Genomic DNA, 12,331 nt, shown 5'->3' on the forward strand with positions numbered 1-12,331 from the left:
TCGGCGGCACACTCAAATAGGTATTGATCGGGCTGGGGATCCCTTCTCCCGCCTAGGGTCTGAGGCGCCCTACCACATCAAATCCAGAGCCTGCATTCGGTCGAAGGACGGCGATCTCGCCCTCTGCCGGGACGATCCCGGTGAGCGCGGTGATGTTCACCTGATGTGTCACGAGCACGAGGGTACCCGGTCGGCCCAACCAACCACGAATGCGGTCGCGTAGGGCTGCGCTCTGGTATGACTCGTTATTGCGATCGGCAAAGAAGCTGTCGAGAGCCGGATCGGCCTCGACCGTGACGTCGGGGAACGCCAGAACGGCGGTGTCGCGCGCGCGGCACCAGCGGCTGGACCGAACCGCGTTCACGACGACGAGCTCACGCCTCAAGCGTATGCCGAGCGCAGCGGCCTGTGCGCGGCCTGCCTCGCCGAGATTGCGCTGCGTCTCGCAGAAGCCGAGCCGGAAGCCCGCCGGATCGCCGAAGCCTGGAGCGTTAGCGTGCCGCAGCAACATTACCGTCCCGCCAGCCCGTGCTGCCGCCCAAACTGCCTCGGTGGCAGATGCAGGGATAACGGAGAGAACCAGAGCGAGGGCGAAGATGAAAGGTGCGTGCATCGAGCAAAGCTCTTCTAGGTTGGCCTTCCCCCGTTAGATGGCCCGGTTCTAATTTAATGCTTGCTTGGCCGGTCGACGACGTTTGAGGTGGCTGGCGAAGCGGGTTTACGGTAAGTGGCTTCGTTGTTCCGATGATCGTCCTTCTTTACGACCACGGAGGCTTCGTCCTTGTCCTGGGCGTCGCTGCGGTGTTCGACGCGATCGTATTGGCGTATTCTACAGCCTTCTATGGGCTCACCTACCCAGATGCGAAGTGGGGACCGACTCCGGCTGAATAGCCCCTCGGATGAAGGTCGATGGGCGGCTGGAGCCGCGTGGAGCTGAAGGTCCGCTTCCGGGCGTCGAGCCAAGTTCCGTTCGCCAACCATTACCGAATGCTGGAGGGTCTGCTTCCAGGCATACCGATTTGCTAACTTTGGCACTTCCTGGCCGAAAGCGGCCCGTCCGCTTCTAGGCTCGGATCGTGAGCAAGCGGACGTATGGCGCACTATGCCGGGTTGGGACGTTCGTCAGCATGACGCCAGCCCGTTGACGTTCTCGCAGGCGAGATTGTGGATCCGCAACTTAGTTGCCCGCCATTAAACCCGTATACAACATTAAACCGCATCGTGAGGGAACGAACAGCTAGGGCTGCCTTCCATGCTCACCGTCGTCGGTTGCCTCGTCGAGGCGCATGACTTCCGCCTCGTCGCGCTAGCGGCCGGCATCTGCGCCCTCTCGGCCCTGACGACGGTCTGCCTCGTCAGCCACGCGCGCCGGGCTGGCGGATGGGCCCGTGCAGGCTGGCTCACCGTGGCGGCCATCGCCGGCGGCTCCGGCATCTGGGCCACACACTTCATCGCCATGCTCGCCTTCGCGCCCGGCGTGCCCAGCGGGTACGACGTCGCGCTCACCGGCCTGTCCCTCGCCATCGCCGTTGCCTTGGTCGGCTCCGGTTTGTCCCTCGCCGTCCTCGTCGGCGGGCGGGCCGCGGCCTGGGCTGGCGGAGCCATCCTCGGGTTCGGCATCGCGGCGATGCACTACACCGGCATGGCCGCCTACGACGTGGCCGGCCACAAGGCGTGGGACCCGGCGACCGTCGCCGTCTCGCTCGCCCTCGGCAGCGTTCTGGGCGGCGCCGCGCTGGCCGCGCAGGTCAATGCCCGTAGCGTGATCCGCCAGTTGCCCGCCGCGCTCCTGCTGCTGCTCGCCATCTGCAGCCACCACTTCACCGCCATGAGCGCCGTCACGGTCACGCCCGATCCGACGCTCGCCGTCTCAGAGGCCGCGGTCCCGAACGCCTGGCTCGCCGTCGCCGTGGCGCTCGCCAGCTTCGCCATCCTGCTCCTCGCCGGGGCCGCCCTCGCGCTCGACGTTCGGGACCGCCGATATTCCAAGCTGGAGGCCGACCGCCTGCACAGCCTCGCCAACGCCGCCGTCGAAGGTCTCGTCGTCTGCACCGGTGACACGGTCGTCAGCGCCAACAAGAGCTTCGCCAAGCTTGTCGGCTTGCCGCAGGACACCCTCGCGGGAACAGCCCTGTCGGCGTACCTGCCGGGCGAAGCGGCCCGGCTGGCGCTGGCCAGCCAGCCCGAGCGCCCGGTCGAGGCCGAGCTCCGCCAGGCCGACGGCACGCTCGTGCCGGTCGAGGTCATCATGCAGCCCGTCGACCATGCTGGCCGGCCGCACTACGCCGTCGCCGTGCGTGACCTTCGGGCACGGCGCCAGGCCGAGAGCCAGATCCAGTTCCTCGCCCACCACGACGCCCTCACCGGGCTCGCCAACCGCGCCAGTTTCGGCAAGCGCCTCGACCAGGAGATGCGGGCGGCACAGGGCGGCGGCCGCAAGCTCGCGGTGCTGTGCCTCGACCTCGACCGCTTCAAGGAGGTCAACGACCTGTTCGGCCACGCCGCCGGTGACACCATGCTAGAGAGCGTCGCCCGCATCGTCTCGACCGAGCTCGACGACACCCAGATGATGGCCCGGCTCGGTGGCGACGAGTTCGCGGTGCTCATGCCGTGCGAGCACGCCTCCGCCGCCGGACGCCTCGCCGAGCGCATCCTGGAGGCGCTGCGCTCCGGCAAGGGCGATGCCGGCGGACCGCAGATCGCGACCAGCATCGGCATCGCACTCTTTCCCGACGATGCTGACGAGCGGGCGGCGCTCCTGAACTACGCCGACACTGCGCTCTACCGCGCCAAGTCGGAGGGACGCGGCACCTACCGCTTCTTCGAGGCCAAGATGGGCGTCGAAGTGCGCGAGCGCCGCCTGCTGGAACACGACCTTCGCCACGCCGTGGCCCGCGGCGAGATGCAGCTCGTCTACCAGCCACAGACGGAAGTCGGCAGCGGCGCGGTCATCGGCTTTGAGGCGCTCTTGCGCTGGAAGCATCCGGAGCGCGGCTACGTATCGCCCGCTCTGTTCATCCCCATCGCCGAGGAGAGCGACGCCATCCTGCAGATCGGCGAGTGGGTGCTGCGCGAGGCGTGCCGCGAGGCGGCGAGCTGGCCCCAGCCCCTGTCCATCGCGGTCAACGTCTCGGCGGTGCAGATCCACAGTTCACACTTCGTCGGCCTCGTGCACGAGGTGCTGCTCAAGACCGGGCTTGCGCCGCACCGGCTGGAGGTCGAGGTGACCGAGACGGCGCTGATCAGCGATCCAAGTCGAGCGCTCCTGACGCTGCGGCAGTTGAAGGCGCTCGGCCTGCGCATTGCCATGGACGACTTCGGCACCGGCTACTCGTCCCTGTCGAACCTGCGCTCGTTTCCGTTCGACAAGATCAAGATCGATGGTTCGTTCGTGCGCTCGGTCGACAGCAACGAGCAGACGGCGGCCATCGTACGCTCGGTGCTCGGCCTCGGGCGCGGGCTTGGGCTGCCGGTCCTTGCCGAGGGCGTTGAAACGGACGCTGAGCTCGGCTTCCTCATCGCCGAGCAGTGCCACGAGGCACAGGGCTACCTTATGGGTCGGCCCTCGCCGATTGGGCAGTTCACCCAGTACACGCACGGAACGATACCGTTCACCGCCGACGACCGAAAACGCGCCTGAGCGCCTCGGCGAGAGGCTGTCATCAACCCGGTGACCTAAAAGGCTGAATGTCGGACTCGGATTGGGCGGAAGGCGGGCATGAGGGAGCGGAGGACACCAATTCCACCACGTACACTGCCGTCACTCCCTGCCGCCGCTCTGACTGGCGCCTTGGTCCTTGGCTGCGGCCTCGCCCCGGTGGCCCTCGCCCTGGCACCCCGACCCGGCGAGCCGGTCGCCGTTGTGACCCTCTTCCCAGACGCCCCGGTCCCCAAAGCCGTCAACGCCTCCGGGGCGCCCATCCTGTGGCTCTCGTCCGGTGGGCACGTCGCGGTACTCGAAGCCGCCGGGCGCGGCACCGCCGCCGACCTGCGCCGGGCCGGCGCCCTCCTCGTCCTCGCCGCCGGCCCTCTCGGAGCCTGCCCGCCGGGCTTCCGGCTTCCCTCAACCCTCTCCGGAACGACCCGGCCGTGATCGACAGCAGCAGCCTCGACCGCCTCTGATCCGCCTTCCTGCCGGTCATGCTCGGCGTGCTCGCGACCATCGTGGCGGCGCTCGCCTGGTGGCGGGACATCATGCCGGTGCCAGTGACGGTCCTCGCGATCCTCCTCCCCGGCGCCAGCCGAACCGTCTCGGGCCGGTAGCCGGCCTTCACCAGGTCGGCGCGCGCACCAGTAGAGGCGCCGGCTGCCGTCTCGGTTCAGCCTCGTCTTGAGTCCAGGCGCGTTAAGATCCGAGGCCATCGAGGTTCTCCTGTCCTTCGAGGGCGGATGCATCGACACGGGAGAGACAGTAGCGGCGGTTGAGGTAGGCGACGACGCCGGGCCAAAACCGCCCTCCGAAGAGAGGATCGACCTTCGGCAGGCCATCCCGCTCCAAGATGACAGCCTTCGCCTTCCAGGCGGACGGCTCTTAGCTGAGGCGGCGCGCTACCTCAGCCTCGCAGGGAAACAGACCCTGATCCTCATGAGGGCGGCGGGGCATGTCTCAAGCCCTCAGGCCCACCGTTCGCCCCTCAGCGACGAGGGCGGGCGTGGATGCATTCATCTTGCATCGTTCACCGCGTCGGATCTCCTCTCGACCTCCACGCTCGCTACGCGACCCCCTTTGCCGAAAGGCCGAGCGGGCGGGCGTGGATGCCAAAGTCGTGATCGAACCTACCGATTGAATGCAATAGTATGCATCCGTCGACGGTGGTCGACCTCCACGCCCGCAGCCTGGTGGTCCCTCAATCCTTTGGACAGCGGGCGTGGATGCCCTCACTGGAAACGCTACCCGTGAGCCGACTGCAGGTCCGCCCGCGCGGCCACCGGGGACGCTCCTGCAAGTGCGCCCGCTTCAGTCACGGCTTGCATCAAGGTCAATCACCAGCCGCCTGGGCGCGACGGCGCGCCATCGACGCTCCAGGAACGGCATCAACCTCGCTGCCTCCAGGGCATCACTTGTTGGATCAGGTGCATCTGACCGGTTCTGTGCGTGCTGCTTGTCGCCACAGATCCGGAGATCAAAGATCGTGTGCCGAGGGACGCCGAGGACTCATGCGTATTGCCCAGTTTTTGGAACATCAGAGCTTCGGCAGAAGCTAAGCTAGCTATTGTGTCAGTCGTAAAGCCCCGATGCTCGCCTGGATTTTTTTGAAGGCCGCGATCAGATCATCTGATGTATTGGCTAAGAAGTACTGATCCGCCGACGTTGCACAGTTCTTCAAGAGGGCCTGACCCGCCGCGTCGATCGGATCGGCCGGTACGCTAAACGCGATTGTATACACCGAGATGTTGACCGCTTTCGCGTTCTTGCACGCCTCTGCAGTCAACGCGTCCAGGCCATTGCGGGCGCTTGTGCTGTTCGAGATGTTCTGGTTCGCGGGCGGAAACCGAGTGTTAGAATTCATTGTCTTCGTGTTCGCAGGATTAGCGTTCTTGAAATATCCGGGGGCAAGATACAGCGAGCCATTAGGCGAGCCCGGGTTTGCCGTCCAGCTGTTGTACCCATCTGTCATGAGAATGAGGATCTTGTTGATAGTGGTGGTATTAGAACTGCCGGATATCGTGGCATAGGCTGCAGGCGGGCTGCCGGTTGTGGGACTGCTTGTAAATACACTGAGCGGTGACAGTGTGCGCCAACCCCACATGAAGCCCTCGTGGATGTTGGTCGAACCTGAGGCAGCCATCTTACTGATCAGGTTCTTGAGGGCTGCGGTGTCGTTCGTCAGCGTCATGAGCGGCTGCGTCGTGCAGCCGAAGTTCGGGCCGTTCGGGATCCCAAGTGCAGTGCCCGATTTGGCATTGAGCGGGCTGATGTACTTGCAGGCTTGAGCTTCCAGCGGCAGGTACGAGGTGGCAGAGTTTTTAGTTCCGCACTTGCCGTTTTTGGTGCCGTCGTCGTCATCGATGTAGCTGTTGTAGCTGCGGTACGTGCTGCCGTTGGGGTCAGAAAAATCGAAGTAGCTCGTGCTGCCATCGCCCGGCTCGTCGGGGGCGAGGAGAGGCACGTAGTACGAGTCTAGGTTTCCGCTGGTAGGTGCACCGTCCCGTACATCGAGGGGGTAGGGCAACGTCTCCAGGCAGCCCGCCCATCCCCAGTTCGTGTTGACAGCTTTGAGGCTGTCGAAGATGCCGAACCTGTTTGAGAAACCGGATCCGCTCGGGTCAATCACGTTCGTCCAGTGATAGGCGGACTGCGCGTTCTGATCGATCCAAGTGGCGTAGCGGTAGATCGTGGGGTTCACCGCCACGGCGCCCGCGAAGGGGACGATCGAGATGCGGGTCGCGCTGGAGAAGGCGGCGCTGGTGTAGACGTAGTTGACGAAGTTCGTCGCCGCGGCCTGAACCGCCTGCAGCTTCGACTGGGTACCGCTCGACTCGGCCATCGACCCGGTGTTGTCGAGCACGAGCGCGATCTCGAAGGTCTTCGGCAGCGGCGTCGCGCATTCCGACTTCGCGCCGGGATTGATGCGGCTGGTGCCGGTGAACTTGTCGAAGAAGGTCGTCGACAGCTTGTGGGCGGTCAGCGTGATCTGGCGTGGGTTGCTGGTGATCACCAAGGGATCCACCACGAGGTTAGCCGAGCCCATGGCGCCCGTCATCGCCGTTTGTGCCATCGTGTTGAGAGCCGCCGTCGTTGTGGTGAGCGGCGTCTGACATAGGAGCAGCGCGGTGGCATCGGTCGCCGCCTGCAGCTTGGTTTCAAGCCGCGTCGCGAAGCCGTAATCGATCGCCGCGCCGCCGAACATGAGCATCGGCACGCTGAGGAAGGCGAACAGGATCGCGACGTTGCCGCCGCGTTCGCATGTGAAGCGTTTCACAAGCGCTTTTGACTGACGCTCTTCAGCCCAAACCCTCTCTCCGTCCGTGGCGTTCATTGTTTCGCGGTGTGTTGGGCATGAGCTCTAGCCCGAACAGCTCACCTGCAGATCAATTAAGTTGGTCTTAATAACGGGTAAGAAACATGGCTATTCGGCCACGAGCGCGTATTAGAGAAACCCACTTCCGCTGTGCCCTTCGAAGGCGTTCGCCCTGCGGATGTACCCGACCGCCGTCCGCGGATCCCGGTGGCCCGACTGGTCCATGATCCGCGCGAGATCAGCGCCACGCTCGGCCGCCTTGGTGATGTAGCCGGCCCGCAGCGACTGCGCCCCGAACGTCGAGGCGTCGAGCCCCGCGGCTGCGCAGTACCGCTTGATGATGTCGGCCTCGGCTTTTGTCGTGAGCCGCACGCTCTCGCCCTGCCGGACGTTCCCCGGTCGTGACACCAGCCGGAATACTGGCCCTCTCGTGATACCGGCGGCATCGAGCCATTCCCGCACCAGCGCGACCGGCCGGATGAACCGACCGTGCGGGATCGCGTTCTCGAACCCCCTGCCGTCTTTATCCACCTACGACCGACGGACCATGACGCACAGGCCTTCCGGATCCTAGCGCAGGTCCTTGACATCAAGGGCGACAAGTTCGGACCGGCGGAACACCCCGGCGACGCGTGACGATCCTCGGCACCTACAGTTGGCCCGCCATCCGTCGCGCGCATATATTGTCCCACCTTCGCGAGGGCGCGAACCACGGGCAGGCATAAGAGCAGCTCTTGCCCCACTTCGGTATCGGCAACCTTCGCCTCGACGTATTTTTGCGGCGAGAGAATTGTAGCAAGACCGTCTAAGCGATGGACTATGCTTTCTCAGATTTACAAAATCACTTCACGATAGCTGGTCGTGCCCGATGCCTGTCATGACGTGACCGTTAACTTTGGTAGCTCATAATCCGGGCAGGCAACGAGCGCGACCATGACTCAGCGACAAGCAGCCTCGCAGTACCCTGTCGTTCTTCCCGCCTTGTGCCTGCGTCGTGACGGGACCGAGTTCCACGCCGTGACCGTGGATATGTCGACTGACGGATTGAAGTTGCGGTCAGCGACACTGCCGGTCATGGATGAGCGCCTAGTCTGCAACATACGTGGCGTTGGAGCGACCGAGGCCCGGGTCGCGTGGGTCGGCGCCTGCGACTTCGCCGTCCGAATTACTAGCCGGGATCCCAAGCCGGGTGAAGTTGCGCGCCGCCTCATCGAGATGTCGCGCCAGCAGGCCAAGTCGTCCGAGGATGTGCGCATCGACCGTAGGATCGTGCCGCTAAAGACGGCGGTACAGGTCACGCTGGTGGATAGCACAGGCGTGCCGGCGACGATCTTGAACCTCTCGGTTTCTGGCGTGGCGCTGCAACTCGACGCGGCGCTCGCCATCGGCCAAGAGATAGTGGTCGGGCAGCGGCGAGCGACGGTCGCACGTCAAATCCCGCAAGGCATCGGCGCAGCTTTCATCGAGCCACTTGACGATGCGTTCGATGAGAAGACGGTACTCTAGCGGGAAGACGTGGGGCCGCACCAGTACAGCGTCGACTGGCTGGCATGGTATAAAACAGCCCGGGGGCGTTCTAGGCTCAGGTTTAGCCTCGCTCCGCCTTCAGCGTCTCATTTACGAGGCAGCAGATCGGATCAGATCCGTTCGCCTCGGACACTAACGCCCACTCGATCGGCGTTGGGCGACGCGCATCCGTGCTCGAAGATCGCGAGCCGCAGACCCTCGACGGCATCTCTACGCCACGCGAGCTGCACCCCGCAGACGAAGTCGCGTTCCAGTACTTTGAACACGAAGCGTTCCGGCAGCACATAGGAGCTTGGTACCGTCAGCCGTGCCCCGGACGAGGACACGTCCTTGACGGTGGTCGGGATCTCTGACCCATCCGGCAACCGGATGATGGCAATCCAGCTCATCTCGCGTCGCTCTTCTCGGCGGTTGGTCTGCCCGGCTACTTGCTCCGGATCCATTCCTCGTTCCTGGTCGCTAATACAGCGATCTACATCTTACCTCAGCTAACAACAATTAAATGTTCGAGACTTATCATGGATCAAGCGCGATGATGGGCCGGGAGAACGCTTGAATACGGAGCCTTAACTTGTCTCCAGCAAACTGTCGCTCACCGCGCAGTATGGGCCGGCGAGGCAGATGATGAGGCGCGGCAATAGCACGGTTTTGTCCAAGGCCTCAGTTGGACGACAGGTAGTCACCACAGCCCGGCAGCGGCTCTGGACCGATCGGCAGGGTGGCGTCGCGGTGGTCTTCGCGCTCAGCTCGACGGTCCTGATCGGTTTGGTCGGCGGTGGGATCGATTACGCGCATCTGGCCACCCGCCGCTCCCAGTTGCAGAACGCCGTGGACGTCGGCGTGCTCACCGGCGGCGGCACCCTCAAGCTCGCCGCCTCCAGCATCGCGTCCGTCCAGGGCGTGACCGAGCAGGCGATCCGCAACAACGCGCCGCCGTCGCCAAATCAGCCCTTCGCGGTGACGGTGGACGTGGCCCCCGACAAGACCAGCGTCTCGGCACGGGTCCAGGAGAGCGTGAAACTCGCCTTCGGCGGCTTTTTGGGGATGAGTTCCCGCACCATCGCGGTGCAGGCCAAGGCCAGCGTCGTGGGCAGGATGCGGCTGTGCATGCTCACCCTCGACCCTGCCGCGCCGGGCGCGTTCAACCTTCAGAAGAACGCGCAAGTCACCGCCAACGGCTGCTCGCTGTACTCGAACTCGATGAACGCCAGCGGCATGGTCGGCGGCGACAGCTCGATGGCGCGCGCCGACACGATCTGCTCAGCCGGAGGGTATGTCGGGGCCCGGGCGAACTTCGCGCCGCCGCCGCAGGCGGGTTGTCCGACAATCGCGGACCCGCTGAAGGGCCGTGCCAACCCCAACGTCGGCGGCTGTGCGAGCCTGCCCTTCCCCTTCAACCTGCTGCCGCTCACCAAGATACAGACGATCGACAAGGACGTGACGATCGATCCCGGCACCTACTGCTACGGCCTCCAGATCAAGAAGAAGGCCGTCGTGACGATGCGGCCCGGCATCTATGTCTTCAAGGACGGGCCCCTGATCGTGCAGGACAACGCGACGCTCAGCGGCGAGGGCGTGGGCCTCTACTTCGTGGGCGACAAGGCGGGCTTGCTCTTCGATAAGAAGACCACCGTCAGCCTCACGGCTCCGACCACGGGCGAGATGGCGGGTCTGCTGATGGCCGAGCAGACGACCGTCTCCAATCCGATAGATCCGGCATTGGGCCTGGTTGACGATGTTACCGGCCTTCTGCTGCCGCCGACCCCGCCGCCGCTGGGTCAGTCGAAGCCGATGCGGATCTACCGCATCATCAGCAACAACGCCCGCACCATGCTGGGCACGATCTACCTGCCTGCCGGACGCCTCGTGATCGACTCAGACAAGCCGGTGGCGGACCAGTCCGCCTACACGGTCGTGGTAGCGCAACAGGTGAACCTCTACGAGGGGCCAAACCTCTACCTCAACGCCAACTACGATGCGACGAGCGTACCGGTGCCCAAGGGCGTGGGTCCGCTCAACGGCAAACTGCTGATCACGCAGTGACCGCCTATGATCAGAGGCTCATCGGACGGCACAACAGATCGCTTTAGGTGACACGGTGCTCGCGCTGATCCTCGACGACGCCGAGATGAACAACCTGCTGATGATGCAGGCGCTCAAGCCCGTGGCCGAATGTGAGCCCGTCGCCTTCACGAGCCCGGTGGCGGCGCTGGCCTTCCTGCAGGCGAACGTCGACCGGATCGGGATCGTCGTCACCGACTACGACATGCCCGGGATGACCGGCCTCGACGTCATCGCGGCGGCGCGGGCGGTGCCCGGCTTCGCGCACGTGCCGATCGTCATGGTGACGAGCCTCGACCAGCGCAGCCTGCGCCACCAGGCCCTGCGCGCGGGCGCCACCGACTTCCTCGGCAAGCCCTGCGATCCCGTCGAGATCCAGGCGCGCGTCACCAACCTGATGAAGATCAGCGCGGCCCACCGGCAGGAGCAGGACAGGACCGCGTGGCTCGCCCGCGAGGTCGCGGCGGCGGTCGCGGTGATCGAAGCGCGGGAGCGTGAGATCATCGCCCTGCTGATGCGCGCCGCCGAGCACCGCGACTCCGATACTGGCGACCACATCGCCCGGGTGGCGAAGTATGTGGGGCTGATCGCGCAGAACTTAGGTTACGAGCCGGCGCAGGTTCAGATCCTCAAACTCGCCTCTACGATGCACGATGTCGGGAAAATCGGCGTTCCCGACTCGATCCTGCTGAAGCGGGGGCCTCTCTCGACTGAAGAGCGCGCCGAAATGGAGCAGCATGCCGAGCGCGGTCGCCGGATCCTGGAAGGCAGCGCCTCCGACGTCGTGCGGCTTGCAGCCGAGATCGCCGCGAGCCACCACGAGCGTTGGGACGGTACTGGTTACCCGAGCGGACTGAAGGGCGAGGCGATCCCGCTCTCCGGTCGCATCGTGGCGGTGGCCGACGTGTTCGACGCGCTGGTGTCGGAGCGCCCATACAAAAGGGCTTGGTCCTTTGACGACGCGCGGTCTTTCGTTGCCGCGCAGGCCGGTCTTCACTTCGACCCGCGGTGCGTCGAGGCCTTCCTTATGAGCTGGAACGACGTCGAGGAGCAGTGCTCCAAGTCTGCTGCCTGAGGCTGCTGGCCGGCAAAACGCGCCATCAAACGCAGCGCCTGCTTCGAGCCGATGCTCTCAGGAAGGCCGACAATCGCTCGCGGCCTTGAGCCACCAAAGCTCATCCGTCAAGTTGCCGAGAAGCGGACTTTCCGACCCTCTGCAACGGGTGGCAACCGGACCTTGATCGTTTGCCCCAAACGGACGTGTCGCATCCGAACCGTTATCACCGTCTATGGTGGCCTGTCTAAGGCTTTAGAACGGTTGATCATCCTGCGGCTGGGTCCGGCAGCAGCGTGCCTTGAACATCGCTTCGGTCTGCGCTCCCTCGTCCTCGGCTTTCACGCCGCGGCCTACCTCGATACAGTGAGGTGCGGAGCCATGAGCAAGGAGACGGGTTCGTCGTTCCGATGGCAAAGATGAGGTCCCGATGGGTGCGGTTGTCTCGTTCTTCCGGCCTGCATCGAAGAGCCTAGGCGGTTGGTCGCAGCAGGAACTCGCGGAGTTCTACCGGGTCGAGGCCGCGCTGATCCGAGCCGGCTTGCCGATCGGCAGCGAACAGGGCTTGAGCGACGAAGCCGAGCCCTGGTTCGTGTTCTGCCGACCGGACGGCGAAGCGATCATGCACTTCGCCCGGATCGACGGCAGCTACGTCATCGCCTCCGACGTCCTGGACAGCCCCATGTGGGGCAGCGACTTCCGCGCCCTCATCGATCAAGTCGCGCAG

The 12,331-nt window shown here is 64.7% G+C and carries 10 protein-coding genes; 6 read left to right on the plus strand and 4 right to left on the minus strand.

The features are described from left to right. Positions 1-52 precede the first annotated feature (52 nt). Positions 53-613, minus strand: coding sequence for a histidine phosphatase family protein (locus MFF58_RS22130; RefSeq protein ID WP_238291134.1), 561 nt, complete (start codon positions 611-613; stop codon positions 53-55). Between the two features lie 639 nt (positions 614-1,252). Between MFF58_RS22130 and MFF58_RS22135 the strand changes: the two genes are divergently transcribed. Then, the gene (locus tag MFF58_RS22135; protein ID WP_238291135.1) at positions 1,253-3,640 is read left to right on the plus strand and encodes an EAL domain-containing protein; all 2,388 of its coding nucleotides are present in this window, start codon (positions 1,253-1,255) and stop codon (positions 3,638-3,640) included. Positions 3,641-3,790: 150 nt separating this feature from the next. Then, positions 3,791-4,093, plus strand: a complete 303-nt coding sequence (locus MFF58_RS22140) for a hypothetical protein (protein WP_238291136.1) — start codon at positions 3,791-3,793, stop codon at positions 4,091-4,093. A gap of 1,117 nt (positions 4,094-5,210) precedes the next feature. On the opposite strand, the gene MFF58_RS22145 is transcribed toward MFF58_RS22140, so the two are convergent. Together MFF58_RS22145 and MFF58_RS22150 are read right to left on the minus strand one after the other, a co-directional pair. After that, positions 5,211-6,980: a pilus assembly protein TadG-related protein gene (locus tag MFF58_RS22145; protein ID WP_238291138.1), complete on the minus strand. Its 1,770-nt coding sequence runs from the start codon at positions 6,978-6,980 to the stop codon at positions 5,211-5,213. A 111-nt stretch (positions 6,981-7,091) separates the two neighbouring features. Continuing rightward, entirely contained in the window at positions 7,092-7,493 is a 402-nt protein-coding gene (locus MFF58_RS22150) for a tyrosine-type recombinase/integrase (RefSeq protein WP_308445470.1), read from the minus strand. 402 nt (positions 7,494-7,895) lie between these two features. Here MFF58_RS22150 and MFF58_RS22155 point away from each other — a divergent pair, with 402 nt between their 5' ends. Then, entirely contained in the window at positions 7,896-8,468 is a 573-nt protein-coding gene (locus MFF58_RS22155) for a PilZ domain-containing protein (protein ID WP_238291139.1), read from the plus strand. 131 nt (positions 8,469-8,599) lie between these two features. Here MFF58_RS22155 and MFF58_RS22160 read toward each other — a convergent pair whose 3' ends face one another. Beyond that, entirely contained in the window at positions 8,600-8,932 is a 333-nt protein-coding gene (locus MFF58_RS22160) for a PilZ domain-containing protein (protein ID WP_238291140.1), read from the minus strand. Between the two features lie 181 nt (positions 8,933-9,113). On the opposite strand from MFF58_RS22160, the gene MFF58_RS22165 reads away from it, so the two are divergent. The 3 genes from MFF58_RS22165 to MFF58_RS22175 all read left to right on the plus strand — a co-directional run. After that, positions 9,114-10,532, plus strand: coding sequence for a TadE/TadG family type IV pilus assembly protein (locus MFF58_RS22165; RefSeq protein WP_238291141.1), 1,419 nt, complete (start codon positions 9,114-9,116; stop codon positions 10,530-10,532). A gap of 55 nt (positions 10,533-10,587) precedes the next feature. Further along, on the plus strand, positions 10,588-11,625 hold the full coding sequence (locus MFF58_RS22170) for an HD-GYP domain-containing protein (RefSeq protein ID WP_238291142.1): 1,038 nt from the start codon (positions 10,588-10,590) through the stop codon (positions 11,623-11,625). Between the two features lie 409 nt (positions 11,626-12,034). Continuing rightward, the coding region (locus MFF58_RS22175; protein ID WP_238291143.1) for a hypothetical protein at positions 12,035-12,331 on the plus strand (297 nt) is incomplete at its 3' end.

The organism is Methylobacterium longum (assembly GCF_022179385.1).
Lineage (GTDB): Bacteria > Pseudomonadota > Alphaproteobacteria > Rhizobiales > Beijerinckiaceae > Methylobacterium > Methylobacterium longum.